The organism is Pseudomonas sp. FW507-12TSA (assembly GCF_058781435.1).
The window spans coordinates 1-20,161 of record NZ_JBYSWT010000018.1 but is presented as its reverse complement, the minus strand read 5'-3'; the positions used below and the strand labels follow the sequence as shown (position 1 = coordinate 20,161).

The window sequence follows — 20,161 nt, the reverse complement described above, 5'->3', positions numbered from 1 at the left end:
GTGAGGCGGGCTTTTTTATTGTGTCGTCCAGGGTCAGCGCATCATGTCCTTGATCATCTGTTCCTGATCCATCATCTCGCGCTGGCGAGCATCGATCCGTGACGACAGTGGGAAATTGCTGCCGGCGCGGCGCTTGGCGAAATCCAACTGCTGGATGGCCTGGCCATAGTCACCCACCAAGGCGAAATACTCGGCGCGTGCCTGGTGCAGGCCGATGATGTTGCCGGACAGGCCGCGGGTTTCCGCCACCAGGTACCAGACGTCCGGATCGTCGGGGCGGCTCTTGAGCAGGCTTTCCAGAGCCTTTTCCGCATCGGCCGGACGATTCTGCTTGAGCAGCAGGTCGACCCGGATCTGGTGCAGCGGATAATTGTTCGGATACTGGCCGAGCAACCGCTCCACTCGCGCCTGTGCGTCCGGCAGGCGATTGCTGTTCATGTCCAGCTCGATCTGGGCCAGGTTGTAGGTGATGTCATTGGCCGATTTGGTCAGTAGCGGCTTGAGGTTCTCCCGGGCTTCGTTCCACTGGCTGCCCTTGATCTGGGCGATGGCCAGGCCGTAGCGGGCAATGTCGTTCTTTGGGTTTTCGTCGAGCTGGGCACGGAAGCGCTTGGCAGCCAGGCCGGGCGACTCCTCATAGTTCAGTTGCACCCGTGCGCGGATCAGTTGGTAGCGCAGGCTATCCTCGATGCCGCCGGGCTTGGCTTGTTCGGCACGGTTGCGAGTGTCGGCGATCCGCGACTCGGTGACCGGGTGAGTCAGGAGGAACTCCGGTGGCTTGGCGTCGAAGCGGTATTGGCGCATCAGGCGTTCGAACATGGTGGGCATCGAGCGCGGATCGTAGCCAGCCTTCTCCAGGTTGAGGATGCCGATCCGGTCGGCTTCCTGCTCGTTTTGCCGAGAGAAGCGTCGCTGCTCCTGGATAGCCGCGGCCTGGGTGCCGGCGATGGCGGCGATCCCGGCGTCACCGGCACCGGTGGCGGCAATCACGATGCCGGCCAGCAGGGCGGCCATCATCGGCACCTGCATCCGGCGTTGCGCCTCGACTCCACGGGCGAAGTGGCGCTGGGAAAGGTGCGCCAGCTCGTGGGCCAACACCGAGACATATTCACCCTCGGTCTGGGCGTTGAGGAACAGCCCGCCGTTGACGCCGACTATTCCGCCCGGTGCGGCGAATGCGTTGAGCTGGGGGCTGTTGATCAGGATGAATTCCAGGCGTCGGTCGTTGACCTGGCTGGTCTCCACCAGTTTGTAGACGCTGGTTTCGACGTAGTCCTTGAGTTGTGGATCACTCAGTTGCGAGACCTGGCTGCGAAGCAAGGACAGCCAGGCCCGGCCCAGCTGGTATTCCTGTTGTGGAGAGACAATGGCTGAACTGGCGTCGCCAAGTGACGGCAGGTCGTCGGCGAAGCCCGGTGAGGCGAGCAGGCAAGCGAGCGTCAGCAGAGTAGGGCGCAACAAATTCATGCACAGAGCCTTAATCGACAAAGGCTCTACTGTAGCTGGACACCTGTCCGGGAGCCAGACGAGGGTGGTGAAAACTCTGAAGGGACAAAGGTGCTTTTCGGCAAATTACTGCGTCTACGTCTGTAGGCCTTTGGCGCGCTGGTTTTTGCGCCTGCTGGTTATCGGCTGCTTGGTCCCTCGGGGTATCCTAGCGCCCTTGCATTTACCTCTGGAGTAACACCATGACCGATGCCGTCGCCCATGATGCCGAGCTGGACGCCAGCGGGCTGAACTGCCCGTTGCCGCTGCTCAAGGCCAAGATGGAGCTCAATCGCCTGGCCAGTGGTGCGGTACTCAAGGTCATTGCCACCGATGCCGGCTCCCAGCGCGACTTCCGCACCTTCGCCCGCCTGGCCGGTCATACGCTGCTGCGCGAAGAGGACGAGGCGGGAGTCTATCGCTACTGGTTGAAAAAGGCCTGACGCCGTTCACCGCTTTCATCTTAAGGATCACTGATGTTCAAAGTGCTACGCGACTGGATACAGCGCTATTTCTCGGACGAAGAGGCGGTGGTGCTGGCTGTCTTGCTGTTCCTGGCCTTCACTGCCGTACTGACCCTGGGCGGCATGCTCGCGCCAGTGCTGGCGGGCATGGTCCTGGCTTACCTGATGCAGGGGCTGGTGGTGAGCCTGGAGCGCCTGCGGTTGCCGGGTGGCGCCGCTGTGGGGCTGGTGTTCGCCCTGTTCATGGGAGTGTTGCTGCTGTTCATCCTGGTGGTGGTGCCGCTGCTCTGGCATCAGTTGATCACCTTGTTCAACGAGCTCCCGGGCATGCTTGCCAAGTGGCAATCGTTATTGTTGCTGTTGCCCGAGCGCTATCCGCACTTGGTGTCCGACGAGCAAGTGCTGCAGGCCATCGAGGTGGCGCGGGGCGAGATCGGCAAGTTCGGGCAATGGGCTCTGACGTTCTCGCTATCGAGCCTGCCGTTGCTGGTGAACATCATGATCTACCTGGTGCTGGTGCCGATCCTGGTGTTCTTCTTCCTCAAGGACCGGGCCATGATCAGTCGTTGGGTCATCGGCTACCTGCCACGGGAGCGGACGCTGATCACCCGCGTGGCCCATGAGATGAACCGGCAGATCGCCAACTACATCCGCGGCAAGGTCATCGAGATCGTCATCTGTGGCGGTGTCACTTATATCGCCTTCGTCACCCTGGGCCTGAACTACGCGGCGCTGTTGGCGTTGCTGGTGGGAATCTCGGTGGTGGTGCCCTATGTCGGCGCGGTGGTGGTGACGGTGCCGGTGGCGTTGATCGCCCTGTTCCAGTGGGGGTGGAGCGACCAGTTCATCTACCTGATGGCGGTCTACGGGATCATCCAGACCCTGGATGGCAACGTGCTGGTGCCGCTGTTGTTCTCCGGAGCGGTGAACCTGCATCCGGTGGCGATCATCTGCGCGGTACTGTTGTTCGGCGGGCTCTGGGGCTTCTGGGGGATCTTCTTCGCGATTCCCCTGGCCACCCTGTTCAAGGCCGTGTTGGATGCCTGGCCGAGGAAGGATCCGATGGTGGCGCCACTGCTATAGCGGTGGAGCAGATGCAAGCGGGGCGGCTGATCGGCCGCCCCGTTGGTTTCAGGCCTTGCTCAGGGCCTGGGCTGCGGCCAATACCGCATCGACATGGCCCGGGACCTTCACTGCGCGCCATTCCTGGCGCAGCACACCGTCCTTGTCGATGAGGAAGGTGCTGCGGTCCACACCCATGTATTCCTTGCCATAGAGCTTTTTCAGCTTGATCACGTCGAACAGCTGGCAGACGGACTCGTCCTTGTCGCTGATCAGTTCGAACGGGAACTCCTGCTTGCACTTGAAGTTCTCGTGGGACTTCAAGCCGTCGCGGGAGATACCGAAGATCTCGGTATTGGCCGCCTGGAAGGCCTTGTACTGGTCGCGAAAGCCCTGGCCTTCGGTGGTGCAGCCCGGGGTGCTGTCCTTGGGGTAGAAATACAGCACCACCTGCTTGCCCTTGAGGCTGGACAGGCTGACGGTCTGGCCGCTGGTGGCGGGGGCCTGGAAATCGGCGACGGGTTGGTCGATAGCTACGGCCATGGGGGATTCCTTACATGGGGTTCTGTGGGCGCCAGGGTTCGATCAGGGCGTCGAGGTTCATGGCGTCGGCGAAATCCAGGAACTGGTCGCGCAGCCAACTGATCTGGGTCCCGGCGGGCAGGGTCACGGTAAAGGTGGCATTGAGCATGGTGCCGCCGGTCTGTGGTGCCTGGTAGGTATCGCAGGTCAGGTTTTCCAGCTCCACATGGTGGTCGATGAAGAACTGGCACAGCTCGTTGATGATGTCCGGGCGGTAGGCTGCACTGACATAGGCCACATAAGGCAGGGCCTGTGGGCGGTTCTCCAGGGCCGCGCTGCGCACCACGTTGGCGGTGAAGGCGTGCTTCTTGGCCAGGAAGGGCAGGTTGCTCTCCAGGCGTGCCAGGGCATCCCAGCTGCCGGAGACCTCCAGCACCAGCGCGCTGCACTCGCCGTGCCGGGTCAGGCGCGAGGTCACCACGGCGCAGCGGTTTTCATGGCTGGCGCGGCACAGGACGTTGGTCAGCTCCATGGGGTTGGCGCCGAGGGCACTGATGACAAGGAATTGTTCGCGAACTGTGGGGGTGGACATGCAGCGTTCCTAAAGCGATGAGCGGTCGATACTTTCAACAAGCCCGGGCCGGGCAAGCGTCGCCGGCGGCCTTCCGAAGTCCTGGACCACAAGCCGGTGGCGGGCCCCGGGATCCATGGAATCGAGGCAGGCAACGCGGGAATGGGGCTTTGGGGAAGCGGCAGGCAGGCGATAACCCGGCCCATGTGCTTATCAAGTAGCAATCAAAGGCTGAAGGGTAGCGAAAACCATCGCTCAGGGGAATGCTCAGGGTGCGGGACTTCGCTTGTGCAAGGAACTTGGCGCCAGTACCATTACCGCTCTCTTTTTCCGGCAGGAGCGGTTGCATGATTGCGGGCAGTATGGTGGCACTGGTCACACCCATGGATGCACAGGGGAATCTCGACTGGGACAGCCTGAGCAAACTGGTGGACTTCCACCTGCAAGAGGGCACCAACGCCATCGTGGCGGTCGGCACCACTGGCGAGTCGGCGACCTTGGACGTCGATGAGCACATCGAGGTGATTCGTCGGGTAGTCGACCAGGTGGCGGGGCGCATCCCGGTAATCGCCGGCACCGGCGCCAACTCGACACGCGAAGCGATCGAACTGACCACCAATGCGAAGATCGCCGGCGCCGATGCCTGCCTGCTGGTGACCCCGTACTACAACAAGCCGACCCAGGAAGGCCTGTACCAGCACTTCCGCACCATCGCCGAAGCCGTCGAGATCCCGCAGATCCTCTATAACGTGCCGGGCCGCACCGCTTGCGACATGCAGGCCGAGACCGTGATCCGCCTGTCCACCGTGAAGAACATCATCGGCATCAAGGAGGCCACCGGCGACCTGGAGCGTGCCAAGGCCATCCTGGCCGGTGTACGTAGCGATTTCCTGGTGTACTCCGGCGATGACGCCACAGCCGTGGAGCTGATCCTGCTGGGTGGCAAGGGCAATATCTCGGTGACCGCCAACGTCGCGCCGAAGGCCATGAGCCAAATGTGCGCCGCGGCCATGGCTGGCGATGCTGCCAAGGCCCGGGCGATCCACGAGACCCTGATGCCGCTGAACAAGACTCTTTTCATCGAATCCAACCCTATTCCCGTGAAATGGGCCCTGCACGAGATGGGCTTGATGCCGGACGGTATTCGTCTGCCGCTCACCTGGCTCAGTGCCGCCTGTCACGAACCGCTGCGGCAGGCCATGCGCCAGTCCGGCGTATTGGTTTAATTGAGGAAGTACAACGCATGAAGCGAATGGCCGGACTTTCCGCACTTGCCTTGATTATCTCCAGCACCAGTGGCTGCGGTTGGATCTGGGGCCCGGAAGGCTACTTCCGTGACCGGGGTAGCGATTACCTGCAAGCGCAACAAACTGCACCGATGCAACTGCCGCCGGATATCCAGACCTCCAAGCGTCTGGATCCGCTGCTGCCGATCCCGCGTAACGTTGCCGACGATAACGTCAAGGGCGAGTACGAAGTGCCTCGTCCACAACCGCTGTCGGCCATTGCCGATTCCAGCGACTACAGCCTGCAGAAGAGCGGCGATTCCCGTTGGGTCATGGCCCAGCATCCACCGGCCGAGGTCTGGCCAGTGGCGGTACAGTTCTTCCAGGACAACGGTTTCCGCCTGGATCAACAGCGCCCGCAGACCGGCGAGTTCACCACCGCCTGGCAGCGTTCCGACGAACTCTCCGCCGCCGTGGCCAAGCGCCTGGGCAGCGCCGGTGTCGCCGCCGATAGCGAGACCCGGGTACGGGTACGCATTGAGCCAGGCGTACAGCGCAACACCAGTGAAGTCTATGTGGTCAGTGCCGAGCGTCCTGCCGGTAGCACCGCCGATGTGGAGTTCACCAATCGTTCGGTCAACACCGGCCTGGACGCTGCGCTGGTGGATGACCTGCTGGCCAGCATGAGCCGTACCTCCGAGAAGGGTGGCTCGGTATCCCTGCTGGCGGCCCGTGATTTCGACGCTCCGAGCCGAGTCAGCCTCAGCGAAGACGGCAGCGGCAACCCGGTGCTGAACCTGGGTGCCGACCTGGATCGTGCCTGGTCCAGCGTGGGGCGTGCCCTGGAGCAGGGTGAATGGCGGGTCGAAGACATCAACCGCAGCCTGGGCCTGTACTACATCAACCTGGCGGAAAAGGCCGAGAAAAAGAACGACGAGCCCGGCTTCTTCGGCAAGTTGTTCGGCAGCAAGCCAGCCAAGGAAGAAATCGAGGCCCGTGCCGAGCGTTATCAGGTACGCCTGAGCAAGGTGGGCGAGAACGTCCAGGTCACCGTCGAGAAGAACATCAACACCGTGGCGCCCGCCGATGTGGCGCGCAAGGTGCTGGGCGTGATTCAGGACAACCTGGGCTGATTGGATGCGTTTCGCCGTTCTCGGCAGCGGTAGCCAGGGCAATGGCACCCTGATCTCCAGCGGCGACACGCATGTACTGGTGGATTGTGGTTTCTCCCTGCGAGAAACCGAGCGGCGCCTGTTGCGCCTGGGCGTTGCCCCGGAGCAACTGAGCGCCATCCTGGTGACCCACGAACATGCCGACCATGTGCATGGCGTGGGTTTGCTGTCTCGGCGCTACAATCTTCCGGTCTACCTCAGTCAGGGCACCTTGCGTGGAATGCGCAAGCCAGTGGCGGCCACGGGCTTCGTGCAGGGTGGCGAGCGATTGCAGGTCGGTGAGCTGCATATCGACGTGATCGGTGTCGCCCATGATGCCCTGGAGCCTACGCAGTTCGTCTTCAGCGATGGCCGGCGGCGCTTCGGCCTGCTGACCGATCTCGGTTCCTACGGTTCCGAGGTGTTGGACGGCTACCGCGGGCTGGATGCCCTGATGATCGAGGCCAATCATTGCCAGGAAATGCTGGCGCGAGGTTATTACCCGTATTTCCTCAAGCAGCGTGTCGGTGGTGACCTGGGACATTTGAACAACCAACAGGCCGCAAGCCTGGTGGCCGAATTGGGATGGCAGGGCTTGCAACATCTGGTCCTGGCTCATCTGAGCAGCAAGAACAACCTGCCGCAGCTGGCCCGGCAATGTTTTGTCGACACCCTCGGGTGCGACCCGGACTGGCTGCAACTGGCCGATCAAGATTCAGGGCTCGACTGGCGTCACATCGCCTAGCCCACCTACTTAGCAAGCGGAGCCCATCATGGAAAAACGTGAAGAACTCTACCGCGGCAAAGCCAAATCGGTTTACAAGACCGATGACGCCGACCGCCTGGTCCTGCTGTTTCGCAACGACACCTCGGCGTTCGACGGCAAGCGCATCGAGCAGTTGGATCGCAAGGGGATGGTGAACAACAAGTTCAACGCCTTCATCATGCAAAAACTCGAAGCTGCCGGCGTGCCGACCCAGTTCGACAAGCTGCTGAGCGACAACGAGTGCCTGGTGAAGAAGCTGGACATGATTCCGGTCGAATGCGTAGTGCGCAACTACGCCGCCGGTAGCCTGGTCAAGCGCTTGGGTGTGGAAGAGGGCATGAAGCTCAATCCCTACACCTTCGAACTGTTCCTCAAGGACGACGCCAAGGGCGATCCCTTCATCAACGAATCCCACGTGGTGGCATTCGGTTGGGGCACCGCCGAACAGCTGGCCCGCATGAAGGAACTGTCGCTCAAGGTCAACGAGGTCCTGGGCAAGCTGTTCGACGACGCCGGCCTGCTGCTGGTGGACTTCAAGCTGGAGTTCGGCGTGTTCAGCGATGGTTCCATCGTCCTGGGTGACGAGTTCAGCCCGGATGGCTGCCGCCTGTGGGACAAGGACACCAAGAAGAAGATGGACAAGGACCGCTTCCGCCAGGGCCTCGGTGATGTGATCGAGGCCTACGAAGAAGTGGCCCAGCGCCTCGGCGTACCGCTGTAATCGACGCAAGCATCTGATAGCACGGAAAAATTTGCCTAGGGGGCTTCGCTTCCGGTGAAGGTGCTGTTATGATGCGCGCCGTTGGAGAGATGCCAGAGTGGCCGAATGGGACGGATTCGAAATCCGTTGTACCTTCGCGGGTACCTAGGGTTCGAATCCCTATCTCTCCGCCATTATTGAACAAGAATAAGCCCCTGAAATCGCTAAGGTTTCAGGGGCTTTTTCGTTTTTATGCCTTTTACCCTGTCCCTCGGCTTACTCCAAGGCGCACGCAAGCCCCATACGCTGAATTTCAAGCGGACCTGCAGTGATTGTTTGACATATTTGATTTGTGATCACATATTGTCAGGCACAAGAATCACAATACAGGTACGCCCCATGTCCGAAGGTCCAATCCCTCTTCCTACGCTGCGTCAGGTTTCGCGCGATACCTTGCAAGAGCAGGTGTACCGGCAAATCCGCGAGGCCTTGATGAGTGGCCGTTTCCAGCCCGGTCAGAAGTTGACCATCCGTGGCCTGGCCGAAGCCTTGGGCTCCAGCCCTATGCCGGTGCGAGAGGCTCTGCAGCGCCTGAGTGCGGAAAATGCCTTTGAAGTCACCGAGACTTCTCGCCTACGGGTACGAATGATGACCGTGGAACGTCTGCGGGAGATTCGTGATGCCCGGGTGGCCCTGGAGGGGCTGCTGGCGGAGAAGGCGGTGCAGCACATGCAGCAAGGCGACATGCAGGAGATCGCCGAACTCTGCCGGCAGATGCGCAAGGCCGCCGATGAAGTGGATGTTTCCCGCTACCTATGGACCAACTTCGCCTTCCACCGGCGTATCTACGCCGTGGCTCGCGCCGAGCTGACCATGGCTGCGGTGGAGAACTTCTGGCTGCACATGGGGCCTTGTTTCGCCCTGGTGGCCCCCGACAAGGCTCACCTGCAGCGTTCCATGGAGGCCCACGACCGGATCGTCGCGGCCCTGGCGGCCGCTGATGCGCCTGCTGCCCGAGCAGCGGTCACCGACGACATCATGCAGGCCGCCGACTCCCTGGCCCGTTTGCTGGCCAAGACCTCCAAGGCTGTGGCCAAAGGAGGTCGGGCATGAGCGTCCTGCAACGTTTGCAGCCTTATCCGGGCCTGCGGGTAATGATTTCCGGTGGTGCGGCGGGTATCGGCGAAGTGCTCGCCCGTGCTTATCTCGAAGCTGGGGCCGAGGTCCATGTATGCGATGTCAGCGAGGCGGCCTTGGCGGCGTTTCGCGACCGCCATCCCCAGGCTTTGGCCAGCCGGGCCGATGTCGGTGATCCGCAGCAGATCGAGGCGTTGTTCCAACTGCAGGTCCAGCGCTTCGGCGGCCTGGATGTGCTGGTCAACAACGCCGGTATCGCCGGACCCACCGCGGGTATCGATGCGGTCAGCGATGCCGACTGGCAACGCACCATCGATATCAATCTCACTGCCCAGTACCGTTTTGCCCATCATGCCGTGCCTTTGCTCAAGGCCTCGAGCAATGCCCATCTTTTGCATATCGCCTCGGTGGCCGGACGCCTGGGTTATGCCTGGCGCACTCCATATGCGGCGACCAAATGGGCGATCGTCGGCTTGATGAAGTCCCTGGCCGCCGAGCTCGGCGCCAGCGATATCCGGGTCAATGCCCTGTTGCCGGGGATCGTCGAGGGACCGCGCATGGACGCGGTGATCCAGGCCCGGGCCGAACAGACCGGGACCCCCGTCGCGCAGATGCGCCAGCAGTATCTGGACAAAATTTCCCTCAAGCGCATGGTCAGCGCCGAGGACGTGGCCGCCATGGCGCTATTCCTCTGTTCGCCGGCGGCCCGCAACGTCACCGGCCAGGCCATCAGCGTCGACGGTAACGTCGAGTACCTCTAGCAGGCCGTATATGCGGCCAACCCTGCCGAAGGACTCGGCGGCGGATTTCATCAGCGACACCCTGGGATTTTTTTCTTCAAGAATAAAAGTCGGAGTACCGTCATGCCTGGAAAAACCCCTGTCATCATCACCTGTGCCGTCACCGGGGCGATCCATACCCCGTCCATGTCACCGCACCTGCCGGTTACCGCCGGGCAAATCGCCGCAGAAGCCATCGCCGCTGCCGAGGCCGGCGCCGCCATCGTCCACCTGCACGCCCGGGACCCTGAGGATGGGCGGCCGAGCCAGGACCCTGAGCTGTTCCGACGCTTCCTGCCACAGATCAAGTCGGCCAGCGACGTAGTGATCAACTTGACCACCGGCGGAGCGCCGACCATGGGGGTCGAAGAGCGCCTGCAACCGGTGCTGGAGTTCAAGCCGGAACTGGCTTCGCTGAACATGGGGTCGATGAACTTCGGCCTGTACGAAATGCTCAACCGCTTCACCGAGTTCAAGCACGACTGGGAGCGTCCGTACCTGGAAGAGAGCGACGATCGGATCTTCCGCAATACCTTCCGCGATATTGCGCACATCCTCAGCGCTTGTGCGCAAAACCGTACGCGCTTCGAGATCGAGTGCTACGACATCGGCCATCTCTATACCGCGGCCCATTTCCTTGAGCGCGGCTTGCTCAAGGCGCCGCTGTTCATCCAGTCGGTGTTCGGCCTGCGGGGCGGGATCGGCGGTCATCCCGAGGACCTGGCCCATATGCGGCGCACCGCCGATCGCCTGTTCGGCGAGGACTATCACTGGTCGATTCTTGGCGCCGGACGCAACCAGATCCCCCTGGGGACCATGGGCCTGGCCATGGGCAGCCATGTCCGGGTGGGCCTGGAGGACTCGCTCTGGGATGGTCCGGGCAAGCTGGCCGCCAGCAATGCCGATCAGGTGCGGCGCATCCGCACGGTGATCGAGGCCTTGGGCGGCCGTGTGGCGACGCCGGATGAAGCCCGGGCCATGCTCGGGCTCAAGGGGCGCGACCAGGTCGCTTTCTAGGCGGCACATCCAGCCTGGGCGGAGCCTGTCCGCCCATCCCGCACAACAACAATAAAGGGATAACACCATGCGTATCGAAGTCCTGGTGGATGTCAAAACCAATCTCGGCGAAGGTCCGGTCTGGGACCAGGAACAACAACGGCTGTACTGGGTCGACAGCGCCGATGGGCGAATCCTGCGCTGTACCGTCGGTGGCTCCGAGCTCAGGGCCTGGGACGTGGCGCAGAAAATCGGCTCCATGGCTCTGCGCCGCTGTGGTGAGCAAGCGCTGGTCGCCCTGCAGGAGGGGCTGCATAACCTGGACCTGCGTAGCGGCGAATTGCAGTTGATCGTGGATCCGGAGCCCGGCCTGCCGCACAACCGGCTCAACGATGGCAAGGTCGACCGCCAGGGGCGTTTTGTCTTCGGCTCCATGGATACCCGCGAAGAAAGCCCCAGCGCCAAGCTCTATCGGTTGGACCCGAACCTCAGCCTGCATACCCTCGATAGCGAGATCATCGTTTCCAATGGCCCGTGCTGGAGCCCGGGAGGCGACATCCTGTATTTCGCCGACACCTGGTCGGGGGAAATCCGTGCCTACGACTACGACACCACCACGGGTGCGGTGCGTAACCGGCGGACCTTCGCCAAGGTCGATACCGCCGCCGGCGGTGCCGCCGATGGTTGCACCGTGGATGCCGAGGGTTACCTGTGGCAGGCCCTGGTCTATGCCGGCCAGTTGGTGCGCTACAGCCCGGACGGACGGGTCGACCGGGTCATCGAGATGCCAGTGAAGAAGGTCACCAGCCTGACCTTCGGCGGACCGGACCTGGACATCCTGTTCGTCACCTCGATGGCCCGGCCGCCATTGCCACGCTTCCCAGCGGACGGCCAGCAGCGTGGGGCCTTGTTCGCCATCCATGGCCTGGGTGTGCGGGGTATCGCCGAGCGTCGGTTCGCTGGCTGAAGCAGTCCCCCAATCCCTTCTGCAATCCCGTGTCAGTGCGCGTCATCACGCGCCTGGAGAGGCCCATGGCTATCGTCAAGAAAGCTTCGCTGCGCCAGATTCATCGTCACTCCTGGGTGTCTTTGCTGGTCTGCTGGATGATCTGGATCCTCAATGCCTACGACCGTGAGATCGTCTTGCGGCTGGGGCCGACTATTTCCAAGCACTTCGAATTGTCCGCCGAGCAATGGGGGACGCTCGCGACCTTGATCATGCTGGCCCTGGCTTTGCTGGATATTCCCGGTTCGATCTGGAGCGACCGGCATGGTGGCGGCTGGAAGCGTGCGCGTTTCCAGGTCCCGCTGGTGCTGGGCTACACCGCCATTTCGTTCCTGTCCGGATTCAAGGCCCTGAGCGGCAACCTGGCCGCGTTCGTCGCCTTGCGCGTAGGCGTCAACCTGGGCGCCGGCTGGGGGGAACCCGTAGGGGTGAGCAATACCGCCGAATGGTGGCCGGTGGAGCGCCGCGGGTTCGCCCTTGGGGCGCACCACACCGGTTACCCGATTGGCGCCATGCTCAGCGGCCTGGTGGCCAGTTTCGTCATCGGTACCTTTGGCGAGGACAACTGGCGCTATGTGTTCTTCTTCGCCTTCGTCGTGGCCGTACCACTGATGCTGTTCTGGGCACGCTACTCCACGCCCCAGCGCATCACCCAGCTGTACCTCGACATTGCCGCCAAGGGCATGACCCCACCGGACAGCACTCCCGTGACCCAGGCCAAGGGCCAGGCGTGGCGTACCTTCGTCGCGACCCTGGGCAATCGCAATATCGCCCTCACGGCCGGCAGTACCCTGCTTACCCAGGTGGTGTACATGGGCGTGAACATCGTCCTGCCGGCCTACCTGTACAACATCACCGGCCTGTCCCTGGCCGAGTCCGCGGGCATGAGCGTGGTCTTCACCCTGACCGGGATTCTCGGGCAACTGATCTGGCCGGCGCTGTCCGACATCATCGGCCGGCGCTTGACCCTGATCATTTGCGGGCTATGGATGGCCGCCAGTGTCGCGGCCTTCTACTTCGCCAGCACTCTGGCGCTGGTCATCGTCATGCAGTTGCTGTTCGGCCTGGTGGCCAATGCAGTGTGGCCGATCTACTACGCCGTGGCCTGCGATTCGGCCGAGCCCTCGGCTACTTCCACCGCCAACGGCATCATCACCACCGCGATGTTCATCGGTGGAGGCATGGCACCGCTGCTGATGGGCAGCCTGATCGCCTCCGGCGGAGGCTGGACCAGCCTGCCGGGCTACATCCTGTGTTTCTTCGTCATGGCCGGTTGTGCCCTGGGCGGCGTGCTGCTGCAGCTATTCGCCCGGCATGCGCAACCGCCGCTGGCGCAACCCGAGTTCTAGAACAACACCGATGCGCTCCCCGGCCATTGCTGGCGGGGCGCCAAAGCCGCTCGATATGAGGCCCGTACCATGCATACCGCCGCACCCACCGCTCCCCGGGACCAGCAGCAGTTGACCCGCCTGATGTTTCGCAAGCTCATGCCATTGCTGATCGCAGCCTATGTTCTGAGCTTTCTGGACCGCACCAATATCGCCCTGGCCAAGCACCAGCTGGATGTCGACTTGGGAATATCCGCCGCGGCCTATGGCCTGGGCGCCGGATTGTTCTTCCTGACCTACGCGCTGTCCGAAGTACCGAGCAACCTGATCATGCACCGGGTCGGCGCGCGCTTCTGGATCGCCCGGATCATGGCGACCTGGGGCCTGATCTCGGCCGCCATGGCCTTCGTCCAGGGCGAGACGTCCTTCTACGTGCTGCGCCTGTTGCTGGGCATCGCCGAGGCGGGGTTGTTTCCCGGCGTGATGCTGTACCTGACCTACTGGTTCGACCGCCAGCAGCGGGCCCGGGCCACCGGTTACTTCCTCCTGGGGGTATGCCTGGCCAATATTATCGGCGGCCCGTTGGGCGCGGCGTTGATGAAGATGGATGGCTTGCTGGGCTGGCATGGCTGGCAGTGGATGTTCCTGCTCGAAGGCTTGCCGGCGGTGTTCTTCGCCTGGGTGGTCTGGCGCCACCTGCCGGATCGCCCGGGCAAGGCTCGCTGGTTGAGTGCCGAAGAAGCCCAGTCCATCGAACAGCGACTGGCCAGGGAGGCCGACGAAGGAGCGGGACAGGGCGGGCATTCGTTCAGGCAGTGCTTCACCCCGCAGATCCTGCTGGCGATCTTCGTGTACTTCTGCCACCAGATCACCATCTATACCGTGATCTTCTTCCTGCCCAGCATCATCGGCAAATACGGCAGCTTGAGCATCATGAGCGTCGGCTTGTTGAACTCCCTGCCCTGGATTGCCGCCGCCGTGGGAGCCGTCGCTTTGCCCCGGCTGGCCAACAGTGCCCGGCGCTCGCGACAATTGCTGGTCCTGGGACTGCTGGTGATGGCCTCGGGATTGCTGATCGCCGCGGTTTCCGGGCCGGTATTCAGCCTGGTGGGCTTCTGCGTCGCTGCGCTGATGTTCTTCGTGGTGCAGTCGATCATCTTTCTGTATCCCGCTTCCCGGCTCAAGGGCGCGGCCCTGGCAGGTGGCCTGGGTTTCGTGAACTGCTGCGGCTTGCTGGGCGGGTTTGTCGGGCCCTCGGTGATGGGCGCGATCGAAATGACCACGGGCGACGCCATGAACGGTCTCAAGGTCATCGCCCTGGTCTTGCTGGTAGCGGCGCTGGTGGCGTTGCGTTTGCGCCAGGGACAGGAGGAACGCAGCTATACGGACGCTGTGGCCGGCCGGCCGGTCAAGCAGCACTCGATGTGATGGCCGTGGCCGGCCGGCCCCGGAACGAGCAAGTCGGCCGGCCGCTGCGGATTATCTGTCCAGCAGCTTGAGGATGTCTTCGTACAAGGCCTTGGGCAGGAACACCCCGGCGTCCTTGCTGCGCTTGCGGGCCTCATAGCGACGCTGGGATGGCAGGCGCGCGCCCTGTTGCACGATCCCATCGAACAAGGCTTGCGCACGCTGGGCGCCTTCTTCGGGCTTGCCGTTGGAGAACAGTTGCGGATCGAAGGCCAGGATCAGTTCGCCGTGCAGTGGAGTGGCGCCCACGCCGGCGTCGAAGGCCATGGATTCCATGCTCGTCATGTCGTTGATCAGGGCGCCTGCCAGGAGCTCGACCATGGCCGCCAGGGCCGAGCCCTTGTGCCCGCCGAAGGTGAGCATGGCACCCGACAGCGCGGCCAGCGCATCGGTGGTGGGCTGGCCGTCGCTGTCGATGGCACAGCCTTCGGGCAGCGGGCTGTTGGCCCGTCGGTGCAGCTCGATATCTCCCCGGGCGATGGCGCTGGTGGCGAAGTCGAAGACGAAGGGATCGCGACCCGGGCGTGGCCAGCCGAAGGCGATGGGGTTGGTGCCGAACACCGGTTTGCTGCCGCCAGCCGGAGCGACCCAGCTATGGCTTGGCGTGAGCGCCAGGGCGGCGAGTCCCTGGGCCGTCAGCGCCTCGATTTCCGGCCAGAGGGCCGAGAAGTGATAGCAGTTGTTGATCACCATGGCCGCCACGCCGATCTGGCGAGTCTTGCGCACCAGTACCGGCAGTGCCGTTTCGAATGACAACAGCGAGTAGCCCCGGTGGGCGTCGACCGCGACGATCCCGGCGCAGCGGTCGCTCAGGGTGGGCAGGGCCTGTGGGTCGACCTGGCCTTCGCGCATGGATTTCACGCAGACCAGCAACCGATACAGGCCATGGGAGTGGCACTCGTCGGCTTGTCCGCTGGTGACGGTGCGCGCGATGGCTTGAGCATGCGCCTCGGAAAAGCCGTTGCTTGTCAGTACATCGCTGGACAGTCGATAGGCTTGGTCGAGCGACAGATTAATCAAGTCAGACATGGAACTTATCCTTGGGTCCTGGGTGAACGATGGATAGGTCGAGGGCCGGCCCGGCGCAGTGCCGGGTCGGTCCTCTACAAGCTGCTGCGTGATGTCTTCAGCTCTGGCGCTGGCCATTGACCAGGCGTGACAACGCCATGGGGTTGGCGCTCTGGATGGCCGCTGGCAGCAATGCGTCCGGGAAGTTCTGGTAACAGAGCGGCCGCAGGAAGCGCGCGATGGCTGCGGTTCCCACGGAGGTGGAACGCGAGTCGGAGGTGGCCGGGAAAGGCCCGCCGTGGACCATCGCGTCGCATACCTCGACACCGGTCGGCCAGCCGTTCACCAGGATCCGTCCAACCTTGCGCTCCAGGGTCGGCAGCAGGTTGCGAACGGCCTGGGCGTCGGCCTCGTCCAGGTGCAGCGTCGCGGTCAGTTGCCCCTCCAGGTGCTCGGCGACCTGCAGTACTTGGGCGGCGTCTTCACACGTCACCACCAGCGAGGCGGACCCGAAGATTTCCGCCTGCAGCGCTGGCTCCCGCAGGAAGTCCTGGGCACTGGCCACGAACAGGTGGGTCTGGCACTGGTTCGGTCCTGCGCCTTCCAGCCCGGCCCCGAGCACTCGTGCCCCGGCATTGCCGGCCAAGGCTTGCAGGCCGTTTGCATAGGCCCTGAAGATGCCCGGGGTCAGCATGGTCTGGGCGGGGCTGCGCTGGACTGCCTGGGTAGCCGTGGCGAGGAAGGCGTCCAGGGCATCGCCCTTGATGGCGATGACCAGCCCAGGGTTGGTGCAGAACTGGCCGGCTCCCTGGTTCAGCGAGGCGACGAACCCCTCTGCCAGTGCGGGGCCGCGGTTGCGCAGGGCATGTTCGAAGAGGAAGACCGGGTTGATCGAACTCATCTCGGCATAGACCGGGATGGGTTCCGGGCGAGCCTGGGCCGCCTGGGTCAGGGCGACACCGCCACTGCGCGAGCCGGTGAAGCCCACGGCCTTGATTCGTGGATCGCTCACCAGGCCGATCCCGATCTCCGCTCCCGAGCCGTACAGCAGCGAAAACACCCCGGGGGCCAGGTCATGTGCGGCCACCGCTCTGCTGATGGCCTGGCCTACCAGTTCGCTGGTGCCAGGATGGGCGCTGTGTGCCTTGACGATCACCGGGCAGCCTGCCGCGAGGGCTGAAGCGGTGTCGCCGCCGGCCACGGAGAAGGCGAGGGGAAAGTTGCTGGCGCCGAAGACGGCCACCGGGCCGAGGGCGATGTGCCGCTGGCGCAGGTCGGGGCGTGGCAGCGGCTGGCGCTCCGGCAGGGCTTCATCGACACGTACGTCGAGCCATTCGCCGGCCCTTACGGTTCGCGCGAAGGTGCGCAATTGGAAGCAGGTGCGTCCGACTTCGCCCTGGATGCGGGGGCGGGGCAAACCCGACTCCGCCACGGCGCGGTCCACCAGGGCGTCGCCCAGTGCTTCGATCTGTCCGGCGATGCCTTCCAGGAAGGCCGCGCGTTGTTCCAGCGAGGTTTCGCGATAGCTGTCGAAGGCGGACCAGGCCAGGGCGCAGGCCTGGTCGACATGTTCGCGGGAGCCGCCGGGGTACCCAGGCTCCAGTGCCTGGTCGGTCGCCGGGTTGATGGCCTTGATCGCGTCGCGGTTGCCCGGCACGGCTTGCCCGCCGATGAGCATCTTTCCTGTCAGGTCCATATCAGGCCTCCTGAGATGACTAAGGTGTTTGCCTGCCGCCTGTTCGAGGACCCGGGGCAGGGGAGAAATGCGAGCGGCGCGCATGGGCGCGCCGCTCGAGGGGGGCGACCTGCGCCGTCAGGCCAGGTTGTTTTCCTTCAGCCAGTTGGCGTACCAGGTACGGAACAGCTGGTACTGGGCCTCGGCGTAGTTGCGCTGGGCAGCGCTCAAGGCGTCGGTCTCGTTGAAGTGCAGGGTGTATTCCAGGTCGCCGTTGAGCACCATCAGGTGCTTGTAGTAGAGGACCAGGTCGCCGCCTTCATCGAACGACGACAGCACGTGCAGCGCCGACTCCAGTTCCAGCGCCAGGCGGCGGGCCTTGGCATCGCCCTTGGCGGCCTGTTTGCTCAGGGCCACCAGTTGCAGGACTTCACGAGGCAGGGCGTTGCCGATACCGGTGATCGAGCCGGTGGCGTTGCAGTTGACGAAGCCGTTCACCACGTCGGTGTCCACGCCCACCATCAAGGTCACGGCGTCATCCTTGGAGGTGATGAATTCCGCCGCATAACGGCTGGCTGCGGCACCCCCGAACTCCTTGAAGCCGATCAGGTTCGGATGCTCGCTGCGCAGTTCGAAGAACAGGTCCGCGCGGGTGGCGAAACCGTAGTGGGGGCTGTTGTAGATGACCGATGGCAGGTTCGGCGCCGCGGCCAGGATGGCCTTGAAGTGGGCCTTCTGCGCGACCAGCGAGGCACCGCGGGACAGTACGCGGGGAATGACCATCAGGCCATGGGCGCCGACCTTGGCCGCGTGGGCCGCGTGGGATACCGCTTCCTTGGAGTTGACGGCACCGGTGCCGACGATGGTCGGGATGCCGGCGGCCACCAGGCGGGCAACGCCTTCCTGGCGCTGGGCTTCGGTGAGCAGCGGCCAGTCGCCCATGGAGCCGCAATACACCACGGCGCTCATGCCCGCCTCGATCAGCTCGCGGCCCTTGCGTACCAGGGCGTCGAAGTCCGGTTTGCGATCTGGCGTGCACGGGGTCATCAGTGCGGGGATGGTGCCGGTGAAAATGTTGCTCATGACGCTACCTCATGGTTGTTGGGTTTGTTGTAGCTACATCTATGGCTCGAACCGGGTCGCTCGGTTTCTGGTTCATTGCGCATAATCGAATATCGTATACGTTATATAATCGATGCTTGGCGAAGTAAAGCCTTGGGTGTCATTTGCATGGGGCGGGGCCATACGGGCTCATCCATGAGCCTGGGGGATCAGCGTCCCGCGGTCCGGCTGGCGGAGTCCTGGTCAACTTCCCGCAACGACATGCCACGGGTTTCCCGGGCTGCGCCCACGGCGATGATCGAGATCACGGCCGAGGCCACCAGGTACCAGGCGATGGGAGTCGAGTTGTTGTATTCCTTGAGCAGGGTGATGGCGATCAGCGGCGCCAGGGAGCCAGCGAGGATCGGCGCCACCTGGTAGCACAGCGACAGCGCGGTGTAGCGCACATGGGTCGGGAACAGCTCCGACATCAGGGCCGAGTAGGGCGCGTAGGTCATGGACTCGATGGCCAGGCCCAGGGTGATCGCCGCCATGATCAGCCAGTTGTTGCCGGTGTCCATCATCGGGAAACCGACGAAGCCCCAGACCCCGGTGAGCACCGCGCCCACCAGGTACACCGGCTTGCGCCCGATGATGTCGGACAGGTAGCCCATGAGCGGAATCATGAAGAAGTGCAGCAGGTGGGCGCCGAACATCAGCAGCAGGATCTGCGAGGTGTCCTTGTGCACCACCAGCTTCAGGTAGGTGATGGAGAACGTGACGACTATGTAGTACAGGATGTTCTCGGCGAACCGCGCGCCAATGCCGATCAGCACTTCACGCCAGTGCTTGGTCACGACCTCGACGACGCCCAGTTGTTCTTTCTCGACCTTCTGCTGGCGGGCCTGGGCCTCCTTGAAAATCGGTGCGTCATCGACCCGGGTACGGATCCAGTAGCCGATCAGCACCACCACCGCGGAGAACCAGAAGGCCACCCGCCAGCCCCAGTCGAGGAACTGCTCTTCGGAAAGATTGGAGGACAAGAGCAGCAGGATCACCGTGGCGATCAGGTTGCCGGCCGGCACTCCGGCCTGCGGCCAGCTAGCCCAGAAGCCGCGACGGTTATCCGGGCTGTGCTCGGACACCAGCAGCACCGCGCCACCCCATTCGCCACCGAAGGCGAAACCCTGGATCAGGCGCAGCAGCACCAGGAGGATGGGCGCGGCATAACCGATCCGTTCGAAGGTCGGCAGGCAGCCCATGAGAAAGGTGGTGATGCCCACCACCACCAGGCTGATCTGCAACAGGTGCTTGCGGCCGACCTTGTCACCGTAGTGACCGAACACCAGCCCGCCGATGGGCCTGGCCAGGAAGCCCACGGCATACAGGGCGAAGGCGGCGATGATGCCGTCCATCGCGCTACCGGTCTGGCGGAAGAACAACTGGCCGAAGACCAGGGCCGAGGCCGTTCCATATAGAAAGAACTCATACCACTCGGCCACGGCGCCAGCCATCGCCGCGGCCACCACCCGCTTGATCCCCGCAGGTGCCTTGGTCGTCGTTCGTTCCAGTTCGCGAGGTGTCGCAGAAGTCGTCGAGGTCATCGATGTCGCACTCCGATAGGTATTGTCAGGGGGAGTTTCGCTAGGGCTTCGAGCCTTGTGCCGGCCCGATGGAGGCCTTGGGTAGGGGGGCCGAAGTCCTATTTTTATACGGTATTTCGTATACGATATATTTAAAAGCAAGAAAGAGGCCAAGCCTTTGCATTGCCTTGGCC

19 protein-coding genes and 1 tRNA gene are annotated in these 20,161 nt (G+C 63.3%); 13 read left to right on the top strand and 7 right to left on the bottom strand.

Translation table 11 applies throughout. The features are described from left to right. Positions 1-33: 33 nt before the first annotated feature. Positions 34-1,467 carry a M48 family metalloprotease gene (locus tag AC3WK8_RS17990; RefSeq protein ID WP_103325466.1) on the bottom strand — a complete coding sequence of 478 codons (1,434 nt, stop codon included), beginning with the start codon at positions 1,465-1,467 and terminating at the stop codon, positions 34-36. Between the two features lie 221 nt (positions 1,468-1,688). Between AC3WK8_RS17990 and AC3WK8_RS17985 the strand changes: the two genes are divergently transcribed. Together AC3WK8_RS17985 and AC3WK8_RS17980 are read left to right on the top strand one after the other, a co-directional pair. Then, positions 1,689-1,928 (top strand): sulfurtransferase TusA family protein, encoded by a 240-nt coding sequence (locus AC3WK8_RS17985; protein ID WP_007930235.1) that lies wholly within the window; start codon positions 1,689-1,691, stop codon positions 1,926-1,928. A gap of 33 nt (positions 1,929-1,961) precedes the next feature. Beyond that, entirely contained in the window at positions 1,962-3,032 is a 1,071-nt protein-coding gene (locus tag AC3WK8_RS17980; RefSeq protein ID WP_022642870.1) for an AI-2E family transporter, read from the top strand. Between the two features lie 48 nt (positions 3,033-3,080). On the opposite strand, the gene AC3WK8_RS17975 is transcribed toward AC3WK8_RS17980, so the two are convergent. Beyond that, positions 3,081-3,554, bottom strand: coding sequence for a peroxiredoxin (locus AC3WK8_RS17975; protein ID WP_053135301.1), 474 nt, complete (start codon positions 3,552-3,554; stop codon positions 3,081-3,083). Between the two features lie 10 nt (positions 3,555-3,564). Further along, a complete protein-coding gene (locus tag AC3WK8_RS17970; protein ID WP_022642872.1) occupies positions 3,565-4,125 on the bottom strand; it encodes a glycine cleavage system transcriptional repressor in 561 nt (186 codons plus the stop codon). 326 nt (positions 4,126-4,451) lie between these two features. Between AC3WK8_RS17970 and dapA the strand changes: the two genes are divergently transcribed. The 11 genes from dapA to AC3WK8_RS17915 all read left to right on the top strand — a co-directional run bounded on the left by dapA (position 4,452) and on the right by AC3WK8_RS17915 (position 14,621). Then, entirely contained in the window at positions 4,452-5,330 is an 879-nt protein-coding gene (dapA, locus tag AC3WK8_RS17965; protein ID WP_085596044.1) for a 4-hydroxy-tetrahydrodipicolinate synthase, read from the top strand. A 17-nt stretch (positions 5,331-5,347) separates the two neighbouring features. After that, positions 5,348-6,463 carry an NlpB/DapX family lipoprotein gene (gene bamC / locus AC3WK8_RS17960; RefSeq protein ID WP_085596043.1) on the top strand — a complete coding sequence of 372 codons (1,116 nt, stop codon included), beginning with the start codon at positions 5,348-5,350 and terminating at the stop codon, positions 6,461-6,463. 4 nt (positions 6,464-6,467) lie between these two features. Next, entirely contained in the window at positions 6,468-7,226 is a 759-nt protein-coding gene (locus tag AC3WK8_RS17955; protein ID WP_103325467.1) for an MBL fold metallo-hydrolase, read from the top strand. Positions 7,227-7,254: 28 nt separating this feature from the next. Further along, complete coding sequence (gene purC, locus AC3WK8_RS17950) at positions 7,255-7,968, top strand: phosphoribosylaminoimidazolesuccinocarboxamide synthase (protein ID WP_022642876.1); 714 nt, start codon at positions 7,255-7,257, stop codon at positions 7,966-7,968. An 83-nt stretch (positions 7,969-8,051) separates the two neighbouring features. Further along, positions 8,052-8,141: transfer RNA gene (locus AC3WK8_RS17945), tRNA-Ser, on the top strand. 205 nt (positions 8,142-8,346) lie between these two features. Further along, positions 8,347-9,060 (top strand): GntR family transcriptional regulator, encoded by a 714-nt coding sequence (locus tag AC3WK8_RS17940; protein WP_022642879.1) that lies wholly within the window; start codon positions 8,347-8,349, stop codon positions 9,058-9,060. Continuing rightward, positions 9,057-9,845: an SDR family oxidoreductase gene (locus AC3WK8_RS17935; protein ID WP_022642880.1), complete on the top strand. Its 789-nt coding sequence runs from the start codon at positions 9,057-9,059 to the stop codon at positions 9,843-9,845. The genes AC3WK8_RS17940 and AC3WK8_RS17935 overlap by 4 nt, the downstream gene beginning before the upstream one ends. Before the next feature lie 102 nt (positions 9,846-9,947). After that, a complete protein-coding gene (kce, locus tag AC3WK8_RS17930) occupies positions 9,948-10,880 on the top strand; it encodes a 3,5-dioxohexanoate:acetyl-CoA acetone transferase (RefSeq protein WP_022642881.1) in 933 nt (310 codons plus the stop codon). 67 nt (positions 10,881-10,947) lie between these two features. Continuing rightward, entirely contained in the window at positions 10,948-11,826 is an 879-nt protein-coding gene (locus tag AC3WK8_RS17925; RefSeq protein ID WP_103325468.1) for an SMP-30/gluconolactonase/LRE family protein, read from the top strand. A gap of 65 nt (positions 11,827-11,891) precedes the next feature. After that, positions 11,892-13,214: an MFS transporter gene (locus AC3WK8_RS17920; protein ID WP_103325469.1), complete on the top strand. Its 1,323-nt coding sequence runs from the start codon at positions 11,892-11,894 to the stop codon at positions 13,212-13,214. 69 nt (positions 13,215-13,283) lie between these two features. Then, entirely contained in the window at positions 13,284-14,621 is a 1,338-nt protein-coding gene (locus AC3WK8_RS17915; RefSeq protein WP_085596037.1) for an MFS transporter, read from the top strand. Between the two features lie 51 nt (positions 14,622-14,672). Here the strand turns inward: AC3WK8_RS17915 and AC3WK8_RS17910 are convergent, their stop codons facing one another. The 4 genes from AC3WK8_RS17910 to abaF all read right to left on the bottom strand — a co-directional run bounded on the left by AC3WK8_RS17910 (position 14,673) and on the right by abaF (position 19,988). Further along, the gene (locus tag AC3WK8_RS17910; RefSeq protein ID WP_085596036.1) at positions 14,673-15,689 is read right to left on the bottom strand and encodes an Ldh family oxidoreductase; all 1,017 of its coding nucleotides are present in this window, start codon (positions 15,687-15,689) and stop codon (positions 14,673-14,675) included. Between the two features lie 97 nt (positions 15,690-15,786). Continuing rightward, positions 15,787-17,364 (bottom strand): aldehyde dehydrogenase (NADP(+)), encoded by a 1,578-nt coding sequence (locus AC3WK8_RS17905; RefSeq protein WP_103325470.1) that lies wholly within the window; start codon positions 17,362-17,364, stop codon positions 15,787-15,789. A gap of 117 nt (positions 17,365-17,481) precedes the next feature. After that, positions 17,482-18,426, bottom strand: a complete 945-nt coding sequence (locus tag AC3WK8_RS17900) for a dihydrodipicolinate synthase family protein (RefSeq protein ID WP_103325471.1) — start codon at positions 18,424-18,426, stop codon at positions 17,482-17,484. Between the two features lie 188 nt (positions 18,427-18,614). Further along, positions 18,615-19,988, bottom strand: a complete 1,374-nt coding sequence (gene abaF, locus AC3WK8_RS17895) for a fosfomycin efflux MFS transporter AbaF (RefSeq protein WP_103325472.1) — start codon at positions 19,986-19,988, stop codon at positions 18,615-18,617. Positions 19,989-20,161 lie beyond the last annotated feature (173 nt).

Bases quoted from the DNA above. Each gene is read 5' to 3' on its own strand.
- AC3WK8_RS17990 (WP_103325466.1), bottom strand. From the start codon at position 1,467: ATGAATTTGTTGCGCCCTACTCTGCTGACGCTCGCTTGCCTGCTCGCC.
- AC3WK8_RS17985 (WP_007930235.1), top strand. From the start codon at position 1,689: ATGACCGATGCCGTCGCCCATGATGCCGAGCTGGACGCCAGCGGGCTG.
- AC3WK8_RS17980 (WP_022642870.1), top strand. From the start codon at position 1,962: ATGTTCAAAGTGCTACGCGACTGGATACAGCGCTATTTCTCGGACGAA.
- AC3WK8_RS17975 (WP_053135301.1), bottom strand. From the start codon at position 3,554: ATGGCCGTAGCTATCGACCAACCCGTCGCCGATTTCCAGGCCCCCGCC.
- AC3WK8_RS17970 (WP_022642872.1), bottom strand. From the start codon at position 4,125: ATGTCCACCCCCACAGTTCGCGAACAATTCCTTGTCATCAGTGCCCTC.
- dapA (WP_085596044.1), top strand. From the start codon at position 4,452: ATGATTGCGGGCAGTATGGTGGCACTGGTCACACCCATGGATGCACAG.
- bamC (WP_085596043.1), top strand. From the start codon at position 5,348: ATGAAGCGAATGGCCGGACTTTCCGCACTTGCCTTGATTATCTCCAGC.
- AC3WK8_RS17955 (WP_103325467.1), top strand. From the start codon at position 6,468: ATGCGTTTCGCCGTTCTCGGCAGCGGTAGCCAGGGCAATGGCACCCTG.
- purC (WP_022642876.1), top strand. From the start codon at position 7,255: ATGGAAAAACGTGAAGAACTCTACCGCGGCAAAGCCAAATCGGTTTAC.
- AC3WK8_RS17940 (WP_022642879.1), top strand. From the start codon at position 8,347: ATGTCCGAAGGTCCAATCCCTCTTCCTACGCTGCGTCAGGTTTCGCGC.
- AC3WK8_RS17935 (WP_022642880.1), top strand. From the start codon at position 9,057: ATGAGCGTCCTGCAACGTTTGCAGCCTTATCCGGGCCTGCGGGTAATG.
- kce (WP_022642881.1), top strand. From the start codon at position 9,948: ATGCCTGGAAAAACCCCTGTCATCATCACCTGTGCCGTCACCGGGGCG.
- AC3WK8_RS17925 (WP_103325468.1), top strand. From the start codon at position 10,948: ATGCGTATCGAAGTCCTGGTGGATGTCAAAACCAATCTCGGCGAAGGT.
- AC3WK8_RS17920 (WP_103325469.1), top strand. From the start codon at position 11,892: ATGGCTATCGTCAAGAAAGCTTCGCTGCGCCAGATTCATCGTCACTCC.
- AC3WK8_RS17915 (WP_085596037.1), top strand. From the start codon at position 13,284: ATGCATACCGCCGCACCCACCGCTCCCCGGGACCAGCAGCAGTTGACC.
- AC3WK8_RS17910 (WP_085596036.1), bottom strand. From the start codon at position 15,689: ATGTCTGACTTGATTAATCTGTCGCTCGACCAAGCCTATCGACTGTCC.
- AC3WK8_RS17905 (WP_103325470.1), bottom strand. From the start codon at position 17,364: ATGGACCTGACAGGAAAGATGCTCATCGGCGGGCAAGCCGTGCCGGGC.
- AC3WK8_RS17900 (WP_103325471.1), bottom strand. From the start codon at position 18,426: ATGAGCAACATTTTCACCGGCACCATCCCCGCACTGATGACCCCGTGC.
- abaF (WP_103325472.1), bottom strand. From the start codon at position 19,988: ATGACCTCGACGACTTCTGCGACACCTCGCGAACTGGAACGAACGACG.